Genomic DNA, 16,539 nt, shown 5'->3' on the forward strand with positions numbered 1-16,539 from the left:
GTTCTTCTGTATGTCGATCATTCACAACAAAAATAATGGTTTAGATGATAATAAAAATGGCCTGTGATATTTCTACAAGCCATTTATTTTATTATCCTTTATATCCATTTGGATTGGTTGATTGCCAATGCCAACTACTATTAGCCATATCTTCTAGAGTATGGGTTGCATGCCAGCCTAGGCTTTGCTTCGCGTGAGTGGGATCGGCATAACAAGCGGCAATATCACCGGGGCGACGCGGCGCAATTTGATAGGCAATCGTTTTACCGCAGGCTTTTTCAAAGGCTTTAACCATATCTAATACACTGTAACCTTGACCTGTACCTAAGTTATAAGTGACAAGGCCCGGTCTTGTGGCGAGTTTCTCAAGGGCTTTTAAATGGCCTTTGGCTAAATCCACCACATGGATATAGTCACGTACACCCGTACCATCGTGAGTTGGATAATCATGGCCAAATACGCTTAAGACGGCACGTTTACCTACTGCAACTTGGGCAATAAATGGCATCAAGTTATTAGGAATATCGTTAGGGTCTTCACCTATCAGGCCACTGGAGTGGGCTCCGACGGGATTAAAATAACGAAGGCGTGCAATATTCCAACTTGGATCGCTATGGTGAAGATCTGCCAATATATGTTCAACCATTAGTTTAGATTGGCCATAGGGATTGGTTGCCCCTGTTGGGAAATCTTCAGTAATAGGCAAGCTTGCAGGATCACCATAGACGGTTGCTGATGAGCTAAAAACAAGATTTTTCACCTTAAACTCCGCCATAACTTGGCAGAGGACTAAGGTACCAGTGACATTATTCTCATAATATTTAAGGGGTTTAGCAACAGATTCTCCCACTGCTTTTAGCCCTGCAAAATGGATCACAGAGTCGATAGCATGATCACTAAAGACTTTTTGTAATAATGCTTTATTAAGAATATCGCCCTGATAAAACGTGACCGATTTACCTGTTATCCGTTCAACACGGTTTAATGCTTCGATGCTCGAATTAGACAAGTTGTCTAAAACGATTACCTCGCTACCCGCTTTGAGTAATTCAACAACGGTATGGGTGCCAATATAGCCAGCACCTCCGGTCACTAAAATCGTCATTATTTAATTCCTTTTACAACGTTTTTTAAATAGTGCGCAAAATCTTCACCGATCTCGCTGTGGCGCAGGGCATATTCAACGTTAGCACGCATATAACCTTGTTTGTTACCGCAGTCGTGGCTCTTACCTTCCATGTAGTAAGCATTTACGGTTTCTTGCTTCATTAACATAGCAATCGCATCCGTTAATTGGATTTCATCGCCCGCACCTGCAGGTGTTTTGGCTAGTAATGGCCAGATGCTGGCAGGTAATACATAACGACCAACAACGGCTAAGTTAGAAGGCGCTTCATCTACTGGTGGTTTTTCTACCAGTTCGACTAATGGTTCAGATTCACCTGGTTGTAAATCATGGCCATTCACATCGGCAATACCGTATTGGTTGACCATGTTGTGTGGCACACCTTCAACCATGATCTGGCCCACTTGCGTCTCATCAAAAAGCTCAACCATCGCAGCCAAGTTGTCTTTGCTGAGGTTGCAACTTGCATCATCGATGATGACGTCAGGTAGCAATACGGCAAAAGGAGCGTCACCTACAACGGATTTGGCACATAAAATAGCATGACCTAAACCTTTAGCCTGGGATTGGCGAACACTGATCACAGTTACATCTTTAGGACAAATAGACTGAACAGCTTCTAGCAGTTGACGCTTTACACGGCGTTCTAGCTGGGCTTCTAATTCAAAACTGGTATCGAAATGGTTTTCGATGGAGTTTTTACTGGCATGAGTTACGAGTACAATTTCTTTGATCCCAGCCGCAATAGCTTCACTGACGACATACTGAATCAATGGCTTATCAACAACGGGTAGCATTTCCTTGGGAATAGCTTTGGTCGCGGGAAGCATACGAGTGCCTAGGCCTGCGACAGGAATAACGGCTTTACGAATTTGATGTTGTTTCATTGCGAACCTTTTAGGTCAAGGAGAGGCGGTTAATGGCCAATATTGTAAATGACCTGCACAGAAAAGCTATTTACAAACACTGAATTTTATCAGTATTTCGGTGTTTTATCAGTCGTTAGTCTTACATGTAACATTAAGAGTTATATATTGTTGGCAATAAACTTTCGTTTATTGAGGATTGCAATGATTTTGTAATATTTGCTTTACGTTTACGTCACAAGATTGATTGAACAATAAAGTGTGAGGGAGTTAACAAAAAACAAGGCTTAGCTCACTATTGACACTATCAGCGTCAGTATGAAGTGAATGATATGACTAAAGGAACCACCTACATCGCCCGCAAGGCTGATGACACTGGGTATATAGATTACTCGCAAGAAGAGCATGATATTTGGAGCCAACTTTACGCCCGCCAAGCGGTTAATCTCCCTGGCCGAGCTTGTCTGGAATACCTTAATGGACTCGATGCGTTAGCGATGCCAAAGGATCGTATTCCACAACTCGCTGAAGTTGATCTTGTATTACAGGCAACAACAGGCTGGAAAACGGCAGCAGTACCCGCACTAATATCATTCGGCCACTTTTTTGAACTCTTAGCGAATAAAGCGTTTCCAGTGGCGACATTCATTCGCCGTAAGGAAGAGTTTGATTACCTGCAAGAACCAGATATTTTTCACGAAATTTTTGGTCATTGCCCTTTGCTTACCAATCCTTCATTTGCCAATTTTTCGCATATGTATGGCCAATTGGGTTTAAATGCTAGCAAAGAAGAACGGATATTTTTAGCGCGTTTATACTGGTTTACCGTTGAGTTTGGCTTACTTCAACCAAAAGAGGGCCCCTTATGTATCTATGGCGGTGGCATTTTAAGTTCACCCGGTGAAACCCTATATGCAATGGAGAGCGAAGTACCCGAACGTAGGCCCTTTGATTTACTGGATGTGCTGCGCACACCTTACCGAATCGATATTATGCAACCGATTTACTATGTGATTGAGCATATTGAGATGTTGGATGACATTGCCAAAATGGACATTATGAGTTATGTCACTAAGGCTCGTCAGTTAGGTTTATTTCCCCCTAAATATCCTCCGAAAGCGAAGGCGAGTTAATCATAATTTGCTGGATGATTTGGTTTAGTTATTTGATAAGTAATGAGTAAAGTGCAACTGAATGCCCCTATAGCGGTTGCCAAGAGGAGTAAGTATGACTGTGTTATCTGATATGAAATGTGAAGCGTGCCAAGCCGATGCGCCTAAAGTGACCGATGAGGAATTGGCCGAACTTGTGCGGATGATCCCTGACTGGAGCGTGCAGGTCCGCGACGGTATTATGCAACTTGAGCGAGTGTATAAGTTTAAAAACTTTAAACTCGCAATGGCATTTACGAATAAATTGGCTGAGTTAGCAGAAGAAGAATTTCATCATCCCGGTATATTCACTGAGTGGGGTAAAGTCACTGTGACTTGGTGGTCACACTCTATCAAGGGATTGCACCGGAATGACTTTATTATGGCAGCCAAGACTGACCAGTTATTAGGTTAAAATCTTATTTTTGAAAATCAGCGGGTTAACTTTGCTTTTTCGCTGATTTTATCTTCCTGTTACAAATGTGCTGTAAACTTGACTTGCCACTTTCTATTTTACCTTCTAACGTATACACGCCTAGCTATAAATCTATCGTTTACGTTTGCGTAAAGCTAAACTGCTAACTAAGCAATTATCGCTTTTACTAATATGTATGGATAATAGCTCTGCACGGGTTATCCCAAAATTCAAATCAAAAAGGGAATATCAGTCATTATGCGCTTGGAAGTCAGTTGTCAAGATCGCGTGGGTTTAGCGAAAGATATTTTAGTCGTGTTAGAACGCTATGGCATTAATTTGATTGCCATAGATGTCAGTAACCAAGGCTTTTTGTACCTACAGTTTGCTGAAATCAGTTTTGAAACCTTAAGTGCTTTGATGCCACAAATTCGCAAAGTGGAAAGTGTTCACGATGTGCGTACCGTGTCGTTTATGCCATCAGAACAAGAACATTACGCCCTAAAAACCCTTCTAAAAACATTACCCGATTCCGTTTTCTCCATTGATGTCAAAGCCCGTATTCGTATTGTAAATGAGTCTGCGTTATTGAATATTGGTATGGGGGAGCATGAAGTACTTGATGAGTCATTAAATCATTGGGTACAAGGTTTCAACTTCAGCCGTTGGTTAAGTGAAAGCCAAGTATTGCCGCAAGCGGCACGAGTACAAATTGGCCCTAATGAGTATCTTGCCGAAATGCTGCCTATCTATCTGCCTGATGACGATGATAAAACCATCCTTGTGGGTGCAGTGGTATCACTAAAATCTCCCGCACGTGTCGGTAAACAATTTAATGCATTGCAAAATCAAACAATGGGTTTTGAAAATGTGTTAGCCAGCAGTGACAAAATGAAAGAGGTACTTAAGCAAGCGCGGCGTATGGCACAACTTGATGCGCCGTTATTGATAACGGGAGAAACGGGTACTGGTAAAGAATTAATGGCTAGAGCGAGTCACGATGCCAGCATGCGTCGCGAAAAACCGTTTATTGCCATTAACTGCGCAGCTTTACCCGACAGCGCCGCAGAAGAAGAATTATTTGGTTATGTCAGTCAGGGCAAAGTCGTCAAAAGAGGATTCTTTGAGGAAGCTAAGGGGGGCACAGTATTTCTCGATGAAGTGGCGGAAATGTCTAAGGCTGCTCAAGTTAAGCTGCTTCGGCTATTGCAAGATGGCACTTTTAGACGTATTGGCGGTGATGAAGAAGTCCGTGCGGATGTGCGGATTATCTGCTCTACCCAGAAAAATTTAGCCGAACTGTGCCAAACCGGTGAGTTTAGGGAAGATTTGTATTATCGCATCCATGTACTGAGCTACCACATTCCCTCATTACGCGAACGCAAGGTGGATATTATCCCGTTAACTGAAATGTTCCTTGAACATTATAGCCAACAGTTATCGAGCCCTGTGCGCCGCATCTCGGCCCAGTGCCGCGATCATTTGCTCACCTACGCTTGGCCGGGTAACGTGCGTCAATTAAAGAATGCCGTATTTAGAGCGGTGTCAATGTGGGATGGTTCGGCCGAGTTGACGGTGGAACAGCTTAAATTGCCTTCCTACGCCGAAGGTTTTGGTTACTTTGATAATGAATTTGAAGGTAATCTCGATGATGCAATGAAGCAGTTTGAGGCGAGTCTATTGCGCCGATTATATCCGGCCTATCCGAGCACTCGCCAGTTGGCGAAAAAGCTCGGTGTGTCACACACTGCTATTGCCAATAAACTGCGTGAATACAAAATAACCAAGCGTCGTTAGATAGTGTATCGCTGGCTTGATGCGATAGATGTAACCGTATCGTTCCACTTAGTTGCCGACTTTTCAGGCATATTGCTTACCGAGATATTGATAAGCGGCAACTGGGTTATAAACGTAATGATTAGTTTACGAAATGTGAAACAAGTGTTCTAAATGTGATTTGTGTCACGCTATAGGAATCTTGGTCGGTATCGGGTATTTCTACGCGCAATAAAGACACTGCAACACTCAAGGGAACATGTATCTGTTAGCGCAAACGGCATAAAAGAGTGTGTCCTTAAGTGAGTCAAATTTAGAAAAATAGAATATCAGCTGGGTGACGCAGCGCGTTTCCCTGCACAATAAAATTGTACGCTTAGCCCAAGAGCACTGGAGCCAATATGAAACTTGCTAGTTATAACAATGGTCGCCGCGATGGTCAGTTGATGTTAGTCAGCCGCGATCTCACTAAAACGGTTGCCGTACCTGCCATTGCCCATACTATGCAGCAATTACTCGATGGTTGGGATTTACTGAGACCACAATTGCAAGAATTGTACGATGCGTTAAATGAAGGCATGTTGGATAACGCTCAAGCGTTTGATGAGGCCAAGTGTTTATCACCATTACCACGAGCATACCAATGGGCCGATGGTAGCGCCTATGTGAATCATGTTGAGCTAGTCCGTAAAGCCCGTGGCGCAGAAATGCCAGAAACCTTCTGGACCGATCCACTGTTTTATCAGGGCGGCTCCGATAGTTTTATTGCCCCTAAAGCAGATATCCCATTGGCGAGTGAAGACTGGGGTATCGATTTTGAATCTGAAATTGCGGTTATTACCGATGATGTGCCTATGGGGGTGAGTACTGACAATGCAGCTAAGCACATTAAATTGTTGATGTTAGTTAACGATGTGTCATTGCGTAACTTGATCCCGGGTGAACTGGCGAAAGGCTTTGGTTTCTTCCAATCTAAACCATCGAGCAGTTTTTCGCCTGTGGCTGTGACACCGGATGAATTGGGTGTCCGTTGGGAAGATTCGAAAGTGCATTTACCGTTGATCACCTATTTAAATGGTGAATTATTTGGTCGTCCGAATGCAGGCGTCGATATGACCTTTAATTTTAGCCAATTAATTGCCCATGTTGCCAAAACTCGCCCATTAGGAGCAGGTGCTATTATTGGCTCAGGTACGATTTCTAATTATGACCGCAGCGCAGGCTCAAGCTGTTTAGCGGAAAAACGTATGTTAGAAGTGATTGCTGAAGGCAAAGCCACTACGCCATTTATGCGTTTTGGCGACACTGTGCGCATCGAAATGCTCGATGATAACGGAGTGTCGATTTTCGGTTCAATCGATCAAAAAGTAGTTGAATACAAAGCGTAGTTTTTTCCCTTTAAAGCGAATATCGACTCAGGGTAACGGGGCTTAATTGCCCCGTTTTTGTAATGGCATTTATAAGGACATAATTAGATGAAACTATATGGTTATTGGCGTTCCAGTGCAGCTTATCGGGTTCGTATCGCCCTTAATCTCAAGGGGATTTTAGCTGAGCAGTTTTCAGTGCATCTCGTACGTGATGGTGGTGAGCAGCATACGGCGGCCTATCGTGCACTTAATTCACTGGAGTTAGTCCCCACCTTAGTGGTGGGTGATGATGAGGACAGAGATGCGCTAGCTCAATCTTTAGCCATTATTGAATATATTGATGAATTATATCCTCAAACACCGCTATTACCTGCCTCAGCACTCGAACGGGCCCATGTGCGTGCTATGGCGCTGACGGTTGCCTGTGAAATTCATCCACTAAACAACTTACGGGTATTGCAGTACTTAACGCAAACCTTAGCGGTTGATGATACAGCTAAAAATACTTGGTATCACCATTGGGTTGCTATTGGATTTACAGCACTTGAAACTCAGCTTCTGCGCCACAGCGGTCGTTATTGTTTCGGGGACTCAGTGACATTAGCCGATCTTTGTTTAGTACCACAGGTGTATAACGCTCAGCGTTTTAATGTGGATTTAACGCCATATCCGAATATCATGCGCGTGTGGGCAGAGTGTAATCAGCTTGACGCTTTTGCCAATGCTGCGCCAGAGCGCCAAGCGGACGCAATATAACGAATGACGCGGATAAATAGATAATATGAATGGTACTGTTCATGCTCAATATGCTTTTCGTTGACAGTAAACCGAATAGTGATGTGATGAATGAAGCAGAACGAAAGAGTCAGTTACTCGAATGGATAACCCAAGATTGCGAGCGGATGAGGGCGCTTGAACTTGCGTTCCTATGCGCCAAAGTACACTCAATGCCGCAGTGGTGCCTTGCGGCGGGATTTGTACGCAATCTCGTATGGGATCGTTTACATGGATTTCAGTATAGTCTACTTAATGATATTGATTTAATTTATTTTTGCCCCTTAGATACTCGCCCTGAACGTGATAGGGCGATTGAAGCTTATCTCTATAAACAAGCGCCTGATTTACCTTGGTCGGTAAAAAATCAGGCGCGAATGCACCTTAAAAATCAAGATCCCCCTTATCTGTCTTGCATAGATGCCATGACCTATTGGCCGGAATTAGAAACGGCAGTTGGTGTGTGTTATCAAAAAAACACTATTGACCTATTGAGTAATACGCCACGAGTGAATGCCTTAACATTGGTCGCTCCTTTTGGTGTAAATTCACTCTTTGAATTAAAACTGACAGCCAATCCCAGTAGAGCATTATCGATTTTTCATCAACGCGTTTTGGATAAAGGTTGGCTTATTCAATATCCTTTACTTCAATTAATCTATTAATGTTTAACTTGCATATCACGGTTATTTTTATCCCCCCAAGCGTTAAATTTCTCACTTTCCAATAAACCGCATTGGCTTATTTTGCCCACAAATCAGTGTAACTAAAATGTTGCGCTTAAATTTAAGTATTAACCCTTATTAGGTGAATAAGTCGTTACTAATAAATGCTGCGTATCACATAAATTAAAGGGGTATTATCAATAAATGTTTGCGTTTCGTGATTAGGATCCCAAGTGTGATACCTATAAGTGGGTATTGGTGGGGTGGATTGATTTAGATCAATAAAAACAGTGGATATCTCTGGCAGTGTAATCCGTAAATGTTAAGGATGTAATACAAAACAAAAACCTATGTTGTACATATGGAGTATGATGATGAATAAAAATATCGTTTCTACTGTTATCGCTGCGACCCTTTTAGCCGCTGGTTTTACTGCTTCTGTCTCTGCTCATCAAGCCGGTGATATTATCGTGCGTGCGGGTGCCGTAGTTGTTGCCCCAAATGAATCAAGTGATCCAGTTGCTACTTTTGGTGAGTTTAAAGTCAATAATAATACTCAAGTTGGTCTGAACTTTGGTTATATGTTGACCGATAACATTGGGGTTGAGTTATTGGCAGCGACGCCATTTAGCCATGATGTATCACTCGCGGGTGTGGGTAAGATTGCTGAAACGAAACATTTACCACCAACCTTAGTGGTTCAATATTATTTTGGTGACGCACAATCAAAATTACGCCCTTATATTGGTGCAGGCGTGAACTATACAAAGTTCTTTGATAATAAGTTCACTAATGATTTAAATGGGGCTTTAACTGATTTAGATATGAGTGATTCTTGGGGACTTGCAGCGCAGGTTGGCTTAGATTATCAAGTCAATAAAAACTGGTTGGTCAATGGATCAGTTTGGTATGCCAAGATAGACACTGATGTGAAATTTAAATTGGGTGGGGCACCCGTTACCATCGAAACAGATATTGACCCATGGGTTTATATGGTTAGCGTTGGCTACACTTTCTAATTTATTAGAAATAACGAAAAAGGAGCCGAGGGCTCCTTTTTTGTTTGATTGCAATAATGTTTACAATACCAAAGATAACTTAATGCTTAGGCTTTTTAGCCTTCCAATGGCGAGTGTTGTAGATAAACTCGGGCAAAATCTTAGTTAACCAAGCGACAAGGCGCCAGCGTTTGGTGACATAGACACGACGTTTACCTTGTTTCATTGCCTTGATGATTTGCGCTGCGACTTGTGGCAATGGGGCAAGCCACATCGCACTTTGCTGCATCGCAGCTTTATCGAGTAGGCCGAGTTGGATATCGGTGATGGTAATGGGTAACTTAAGGCGCTGGGCATGCATACTTAAGCCCTCAAGGTAGTTCTGTGCAAAGGCTTTTGAGGCGTGATAAGCCACGCTTGGTCCACCGCGCAGGCCTGCAATAGAGTTAATTGCTGCCAATTGGCCATAACCCTGTTCACGAAATAGTCTAAATGCCGTATTGCAGATCGCGGCAAAACCACGCACATTTACGTCGATAATATCTTGCTCTGGTAACCATGGTAACGCGGGATCGTAGCTATTAAGACCTGTATTAACTAAGACTAAGTGTGCTCCACCTAGATTTTGCCACACACTTTCAAGTTGACCAATAATGGCTTGTGGTTGCTCTATCTGCAGCGCAAATACTTGTACTTTTGTGGGCAAGGATGAGGCAAACTCACGTAATGATTCGGGATCTTGAGCAAACAAGGCTAATTCAACCTGCTGTTCAGCCAACTGTTTTGCAAGTTCACGGCTCAAATGTGAGCTAGCGCCCACAATGATTGCAGTTGCTTGGGTCATAAATTTATCGTCAACGAAATGGTGGCTTATGATAGGAACATATGTTCATCAAGACAAGATTTATAGTATGGACATGTGGACATCCAGAAGTCTTTATGTATGATTAGGAGAAACGTAATGAGTCAATGGCTAAAGTTAAGTGCATTGAGATTAGTGGCGCAGAGATTAACTGCAATGGTATTCATCACTGTTGTGGCTTTATTGGCGGGTTGTGCGACACCCAATGCAATTGTCGAAATCAAGGGTGAGGCAATTTACCGTGAGCGCATTGCATTGCCGCCAGAAGCAAAACTAATTGTGCAATTGCTCGATGTATCCAAAATGGATGTGCCTGCAATAGTGATTGCTGAACGGGTTAAACAAGGTGCTGGCACTCCAACACCCTTTAGTTTTGTTATCGGGCGCGATCAGTTTGAGCAAGGGCATACATATGCCATAGGTGCACGAATTATGCTCGGTGATAAGTTACTGTTTATTAATACTCAGGCCTACCATGTTGATCTTAATTCAACCGAGGCCATGACCATAATACTTGAAAAAATCGGCGAGTGATTTGCGGTAAATATAGATAGCAAACGCGCCGAATCCGTTGGTTTTTACGAACAGAAGAGGCGCGGTATGCCGGTTAGAATTCCAGATCATTTGCCCGCAGCAGGGGTATTAGAGTCAGAAAATATTTTCGTTATGTCCGAGACGCGGGCAGCGAATCAAGATATCAGGCCGATGAAGGTGCTGATCTTGAACTTGATGCCGAACAAAATAGAGACCGAAACCCAGTTATTGCGCTTGCTGGGTAACACGCCTTTACAAGTCGATGTGGATTTACTGCGTATTCACGACAAAGAGTCCAAGCATACTTCCATCGATCATATGAATACCTTCTACCGTGACTTTGAAGATGTACGCCACAAAAATTACGACGGCCTTATCATCACAGGAGCACCACTTGGGCAAATCGATTTCGAAGATGTGGTCTATTGGGATCATATTCGTGAAATTATCGATTGGTCCCAAGAGCATGTCACCTCAGTGCTGTTTTTATGTTGGGCGGCCCATGCGGGCCTGTATCATCTCTATGGTTTAAATCGAAAAATATTACAACAGAAGCGTTCTGGCGTGTTTGTACATAGACGTACTTGTCAGCATTTCCCGCTGTTACGTGGTTTTGATGATGAATTTTTTGCACCCCATTCTCGGTTTGCCGAGATGGATGTGGAAGACATTAGACAGCACCCACAGTTGCAAGTGTTAGCGCAATCCGATGAAGCAGGGGCCTATTTAGTACTAAGCCGCAATAATCGTAACTTGTTTGTGATGGGCCATCCTGAGTATCAAAAATCGACCTTAAACGATGAATACCATAGGGATTTAGCACAAGGCTTAAATCCCAATGTGCCACAGAACTATTATCGCAATAACGATCCTGAAGCCGAAGCCATTGCCCGTTGGCACAGCCACGGTAGTTTATTGGTCAGTAATTGGCTTAATTATTATGTTTATCAATTAACACCTTATGACTTAAGTGATATGACGGCGATGACACCGTGGGAATCGCGCCAAGAAACATTGCCTTAGACTGTTTTTGGGGAAGACGCGCGTAGTGCAGTGATTCTATTGAATGCACTACGCGTTTACAGTGTTACAACTTAAATTGCGTTACTAATTTATCTAAGTGAATCGATAGCTTCTGCAGGTTTGCACTCGATGCTGTTAGTTCATCAGCAATTTCCGATGTTTCTGTGGTTAATTGATTGATATCTTCCACATTTCGGCTTATTTCAGCCACAACCATAGACTGTTCTTCTGTTGCTGTTGCGACTTGAATATTCATATCGCTGATTTGGCTGATATGCGAGGTGATAAGTGTTAAGGAGTCATTGGCATCATCCGCTTGTTTTACGACCATGCCACTTTGTTCGTGACCACGTTTGATTGCTGACACTGTTTTGGCTGATTGCTCTTGCAGCTTATCGATCATGGTTTGAATTTCATTTGTTGACGATGCCGAACGACTCGCAAGGTTTCGCACCTCATCAGCGACGACAGCAAACCCGCGTCCCGTTTCGCCTGCACGTGCGGCTTCAATCGCGGCATTGAGTGCTAACAGGTTAGTTTGTTCTGAAATACTTCGGATAGTATCCAAAATGCTGCCAATTGAGTTGGTTTGCATGGCTAGCGAGGCAATATCGCTGCTGATATGTTGAATTTCGATTGATAACGAACTCACACCTTGCCGAGCTTGTGCAACAAGATTTGCACCACTATGGGCTTGATTATCGGCTTCTTTAGCCGCATTTGCGGCTTGGGTTGCGTTGTCGGCAATGTTCTCCACTGTAGTACCCATTTCATGGATTGCCGTCGCAATTTGTGTGGTACGGTCACGCTCGTTAATACAATTTCTATGGGTTGCTTGGGCTTTGCTTGTGACATCATTTGCAGTATGGGCAAGTTGACGAGAGTTTTCTGCCACAGCTTCAATCGCGCTGCGTATCTTAAGCACAAACTGATTAAAATGCAGGGCAATATCGCTTAATTCATCATGTCCCTTTAACTCAATCATATTGTGTAAATCAAGTTTGTCGCTGGCAGAAGAAATATGTTGTTGTAATAACGCCACGCGAAGGCGTAGACGACGCAGCATTACAAACCCTAGAAAAATGGAAATAATCAGTGCGACGGCCAATACCACGAACATTTCCATGCGTGTATTTTGGTAGTTTTGTTGACTCTCTACGAAGCTGGCGTTGCCCTGTTGTAGTAACGAGTCAAGAATGGCATCGGTACTCTTTCGCATAATGTTGTAGCTAGCTGCGAATTGATTACGATAAATGTCTTGCGATTTTGCCACGTCTCCGTTTTCCATCGCAGCAAGCATAGGCGCGAGTTCGTCACTTTTGACTTTATCAAAGATGTCGATCAATTTTTGTACTTCGGCACGGGTGATGGGGTTTACTTGGGCGTCACGTGCTGCTTTTAATGCTACATCCATTTCTGGAATATCCTCAGCCCGGGTTTCTGTCACTCGGGTTAATACGCCTTTTTGATCCTTCATCGTTGGTATTTCTTGCAGAATAATAATATCAATGCCCACTCGCATGCGGGGAATTCGGGAAGCGACCTCCGCCATTGACCTTAATGGTGCGCTAGTATTTTCAGCGAGTTTTTTAGTTTGATCTTGCATACCAGATAAGCCTTGAAGCGCCGTCAAGCTGATCAAGATAAGAGCAATACAAGGTATAGCAATAACCCCGATAAACTGGGTCTTAAGCGTCATCTTATTGAGCATGTCTTTCCTTCCTACTTCTATTTAGGGTTATTTGGCTAGGTTGTATAAGGTTAGAGTGTTTGGTATTTCCACTATAGGATAGGAACAATTGTTTGAATATCGATGTTCTTAAATTCCTGCATTGAGTTATGTATTCCTGTTGTTATGCACCTATTTGAGTTAGTTGATAAAAATGCTAACTATCTAGTTGATCATAGTTATTTTGTAGGCAACCACCAAATTGGTTTGTTGATACAGACTCCCTTTTTATCCTCAATTTCCGATTTCGCTGTAAATCCTTACTGACAATTTTCACCCGATAAAATCGATACATTAGACCAAGGAATACTTGCTTTACGTTCGCGTAAACGTCAGAGTGGTTTTATTGTCGATTTTATTAAACGTCCCGAGCAGAGGCGAGCACTAAGCCTGTGGTCAATTTAGGTTGGAGTTTCCATGAGTACTGAACAGTTAAATCAAGATATCGTTATCGTTGCCGCTAAACGCACCCCAATGGGCGGGTTTCAAGGCAGTTTGTCATCCGTTGCATCACCGACTCTAGCCGCGACAGCCATTAAGGGCTTGTTGGCGGAGACTCAATTAGCGGGTGAGCATGTTGATGAAGTCTTGATGGGCTGTGTATTACCTGCAGGTTTAGGTCAAGCGCCTGCGCGTCAGGCAACTTTAGGTGCGGGGCTACCACTTTCTGTGGGGGCGACCACAGTGAACAAGGTCTGTGGCTCAGGCATGAAGACGGTCATGTTAGCCCATGATTTGATTAAAGCGGGCAGTGCAAAAGTGGTGATCGCTGGCGGTATGGAAAGCATGAGCCAAGCACCATATCTCTTGGATAAAGCCCGTAGCGGCATGCGTATGGGCCACGGCAAAATGCTCGACCATATGTTTTTAGACGGTCTTGAAGATGCCTACACGGGTGGCGCTATGGGAACGTTTGCCCAGAAAACCGCCGATGAATTTGGTATTACCCGCGAGCAGATGGATGCTTTCGCCCTAAGCTCGCTCGAAAAAGCCAATGCCGCGATTAACTCGGGCGCCTTTAAGGCCGAAATTACCCCAGTCACAGTTAGTGATCGTCGCGGTGATGTGACTGTCGACACCGACGAGCAACCTGGTAATGCCCGCCCTGAAAAAATTCCTACGCTGCGCCCAGCTTTTAGCAAAGATGGCACTATCACAGCGGCTAACTCTAGCTCGATTTCCGATGGCGCAGCGGCATTGATGTTGACCTCTCGCGGCGAAGCTGAGCGTTTAGGCTTAACTGTATTAGCCACCATTAAAGGCCACACGACCCACGCCCAAGAGCCTTCACTCTTTACCACTGCACCTGTCGGCGCTATGGCGAAATTACTCGCTAATATAGGTTGGTCAACGGATGAGGTGGATTTATTCGAAATCAACGAAGCCTTCGCCATGGTGACTATGCTTGCCGTGTCTGAACTGGGTTTAGATGTGGCTAAGGTTAACGTCAATGGCGGCGCCTGCGCCTTAGGTCATCCTATTGGCTGCTCGGGTTCACGTTTGCTGGTGACCTTAATCCATGCTTTAAAAGCCCGCGGCCTTAAACGCGGTGTTGCCTCGCTGTGTATCGGCGGTGGTGAAGCAACAGCGATGGCCATTGAGGTTTAATTGCAAAGGTTTTAGTCAAATCAGGTTTTAGTTAAATCAACAAGACGGGGCTGGCAAGGGCAATCACTTCCCTTGAGGATAATCATAATATCGCACCGCCAGCCCATCACTCTACAAGGAAAGGATTGCAACATGACCACACAAGTAAAGCATTACATTGACGGCGAGTTTATCCAAGGTACTGGCACATCACAGATTATTGTTACCAATCCCGCGAATAACTCGCCGATTGCTGTGATTAATGCCGCCACTAGCGAAGAAGTTCACGCCGCGATTGCCAGCGCCAAAGCGGCCTTTAAAACCTGGAAAGAAGTGCCAGTGTCTGAACGTGCGCGCGTCATGTTACGTTATCAACATCTGCTAAAAGAACATCACGACGAACTGGCGACCATTCTTGCAAAGGAAACCGGTAAAACCTTCGAAGATGCCAAGGGCGATGTATGGCGTGGTATCGAAGTCGCTGAACATGCTTGTAATGTGGCGTCATTATTGATGGGTGAAACCGTCGAGAACGTCGCGCGTTCAATTGACACTTACAGCTACACTCAACCGCTCGGTGTGTGTGCGGGTATTACGCCATTTAACTTCCCTGCGATGATCCCGTTATGGATGTTCCCATTGGCGATTGCCTGCGGTAACACTTTCATTTTAAAGCCTTCAGAACAAGATCCTATGACGCCGCAGCGTCTGGTTGAGCTGTTTGTTGAGGCGGGCGCACCTAAGGGGGTATTGCAATTAGTGCATGGCGATAAAACCGCCGTAGATATCCTGCTGGCAGACCCTGCGATTAAAGCCATTTCTTTCGTCGGTTCTGTGGCTGTGGGTCAATATATTTATAAAACCGGTACAGATAACTTAAAACGCGTGCAAGCCTTTGCGGGTGCGAAAAACCACTGCGTGATCATGCCAGATGCAAACAAACAGCAAGTGATCAACAATTTAGTTGGCGCTTCTGTGGGCGCGGCGGGTCAGCGCTGTATGGCGATTTCGGTTGCCGTGTTTGTTGGCGCCGCTAAAGAGTGGCTCCCAGAATTAAAAGAAGCCTTAGCCAAAGTTCGCCCAGGTTTATGGGACGATAAAGAAGCGGGTTATGGTCCGGTTATCAGCCCTGCGGCCAAGGCGCGGGTGCTTAAACTTATCGCCCAAGGTAAAGCCGAAGGTGCCGAGTGTTTACTCGATGGCAGCGATTTTACCGTAGAAGGTTATGAATCCGGTAACTGGATTGGCCCAACCATGTTCAATAAAGTCACTACTGAGATGAGCATTTACAAGGAAGAAATCTTCGGCCCAGTATTGTGCTGCATGGAATCAGACTCCTTAGAAGCCGCCATCGAACTCGTCAATGCCAGCCCTTATGGCAACGGCACGTCTATCTTTACCGCTAGCGGCGCGGCGGCCCGTAAATATCAACACGAAATCGAAGTCGGCCAAGTGGGGATTAACGTGCCTATTCCTGTGCCATTACCTTTCTTCTCATTTACGGGTTGGAAGGGCAGTTTCTACGGCGATCAACATGCTTATGGCAAGCAAGCGGTGCGTTTCTATACCGAGACCAAGACCATCACTTCTCGCTGGTTCGAGTCCGATATCGCCGTAGCTTCAACGCCAAATATGAGCATTAACCTACGCTAAGCTTGGTGAT

General features: G+C 44.3%; 15 protein-coding genes. 11 read left to right on the top strand and 4 right to left on the bottom strand.

The window, feature by feature from the left end:
- Positions 1–91: 91 nt before the first annotated feature.
- Together galE and galU are read right to left on the bottom strand one after the other, a co-directional pair.
- The gene (gene galE / locus JEZ96_RS06550) at positions 92–1,105 is read right to left on the bottom strand and encodes a UDP-glucose 4-epimerase GalE (RefSeq protein ID WP_011919000.1); all 1,014 of its coding nucleotides are present in this window, start codon (positions 1,103–1,105) and stop codon (positions 92–94) included.
- The gene (gene galU / locus JEZ96_RS06555; RefSeq protein WP_011789991.1) at positions 1,105–2,013 is read right to left on the bottom strand and encodes a UTP--glucose-1-phosphate uridylyltransferase GalU; all 909 of its coding nucleotides are present in this window, start codon (positions 2,011–2,013) and stop codon (positions 1,105–1,107) included. Before galU ends, galE begins: the two co-directional genes overlap by 1 nt.
- A 311-nt stretch (positions 2,014–2,324) precedes the next feature.
- Here galU and phhA point away from each other — a divergent pair, with 311 nt between their 5' ends.
- From phhA to ompW, 7 genes are all read left to right on the top strand, one after another.
- Positions 2,325–3,125, top strand: a complete 801-nt coding sequence (gene phhA / locus JEZ96_RS06560) for a phenylalanine 4-monooxygenase (RefSeq protein ID WP_025007460.1) — start codon at positions 2,325–2,327, stop codon at positions 3,123–3,125.
- 94 nt (positions 3,126–3,219) lie between these two features.
- Entirely contained in the window at positions 3,220–3,558 is a 339-nt protein-coding gene (locus JEZ96_RS06565) for a 4a-hydroxytetrahydrobiopterin dehydratase (protein ID WP_011789989.1), read from the top strand.
- A gap of 258 nt (positions 3,559–3,816) precedes the next feature.
- Entirely contained in the window at positions 3,817–5,355 is a 1,539-nt protein-coding gene (tyrR, locus tag JEZ96_RS06570; RefSeq protein WP_128090124.1) for a transcriptional regulator TyrR, read from the top strand.
- A 380-nt stretch (positions 5,356–5,735) separates the two neighbouring features.
- Positions 5,736–6,722 carry a fumarylacetoacetate hydrolase family protein gene (locus JEZ96_RS06575; RefSeq protein ID WP_025007461.1) on the top strand — a complete coding sequence of 329 codons (987 nt, stop codon included), beginning with the start codon at positions 5,736–5,738 and terminating at the stop codon, positions 6,720–6,722.
- Positions 6,723–6,809: 87 nt separating this feature from the next.
- Positions 6,810–7,460: a maleylacetoacetate isomerase gene (gene maiA / locus JEZ96_RS06580; RefSeq protein ID WP_011789986.1), complete on the top strand. Its 651-nt coding sequence runs from the start codon at positions 6,810–6,812 to the stop codon at positions 7,458–7,460.
- A gap of 41 nt (positions 7,461–7,501) precedes the next feature.
- Entirely contained in the window at positions 7,502–8,143 is a 642-nt protein-coding gene (locus JEZ96_RS06585; protein ID WP_128090123.1) for a nucleotidyltransferase family protein, read from the top strand.
- Positions 8,144–8,514: 371 nt separating this feature from the next.
- Positions 8,515–9,162, top strand: a complete 648-nt coding sequence (gene ompW / locus JEZ96_RS06590) for an outer membrane protein OmpW (protein ID WP_025007463.1) — start codon at positions 8,515–8,517, stop codon at positions 9,160–9,162.
- A 79-nt stretch (positions 9,163–9,241) separates the two neighbouring features.
- On the opposite strand, the gene JEZ96_RS06595 is transcribed toward ompW, so the two are convergent.
- Positions 9,242–9,985, bottom strand: coding sequence for an SDR family NAD(P)-dependent oxidoreductase (locus JEZ96_RS06595; RefSeq protein WP_128090122.1), 744 nt, complete (start codon positions 9,983–9,985; stop codon positions 9,242–9,244).
- Positions 9,986–10,102: 117 nt separating this feature from the next.
- Between JEZ96_RS06595 and JEZ96_RS06600 the strand changes: the two genes are divergently transcribed.
- Together JEZ96_RS06600 and metA are read left to right on the top strand one after the other, a co-directional pair.
- On the top strand, positions 10,103–10,537 hold the full coding sequence (locus JEZ96_RS06600; protein ID WP_011919007.1) for a YbaY family lipoprotein: 435 nt from the start codon (positions 10,103–10,105) through the stop codon (positions 10,535–10,537).
- A gap of 66 nt (positions 10,538–10,603) precedes the next feature.
- Positions 10,604–11,560: a homoserine O-acetyltransferase MetA gene (gene metA, locus JEZ96_RS06605; RefSeq protein WP_011789981.1), complete on the top strand. Its 957-nt coding sequence runs from the start codon at positions 10,604–10,606 to the stop codon at positions 11,558–11,560.
- Positions 11,561–11,624: 64 nt separating this feature from the next.
- On the opposite strand, the gene JEZ96_RS06610 is transcribed toward metA, so the two are convergent.
- Entirely contained in the window at positions 11,625–13,271 is a 1,647-nt protein-coding gene (locus JEZ96_RS06610; protein ID WP_128090121.1) for a methyl-accepting chemotaxis protein, read from the bottom strand.
- 435 nt (positions 13,272–13,706) lie between these two features.
- Here JEZ96_RS06610 and JEZ96_RS06615 point away from each other — a divergent pair, with 435 nt between their 5' ends.
- Positions 13,707–14,897 carry a thiolase family protein gene (locus JEZ96_RS06615; protein WP_025007465.1) on the top strand — a complete coding sequence of 397 codons (1,191 nt, stop codon included), beginning with the start codon at positions 13,707–13,709 and terminating at the stop codon, positions 14,895–14,897.
- A 132-nt stretch (positions 14,898–15,029) separates the two neighbouring features.
- A complete protein-coding gene (locus JEZ96_RS06620; RefSeq protein WP_128090120.1) occupies positions 15,030–16,529 on the top strand; it encodes a CoA-acylating methylmalonate-semialdehyde dehydrogenase in 1,500 nt (499 codons plus the stop codon).
- Positions 16,530–16,539 lie beyond the last annotated feature (10 nt).

Source organism: Shewanella putrefaciens (assembly GCF_016406325.1).
GTDB classification, from domain to species: Bacteria; Pseudomonadota; Gammaproteobacteria; order Enterobacterales; family Shewanellaceae; genus Shewanella; species Shewanella putrefaciens.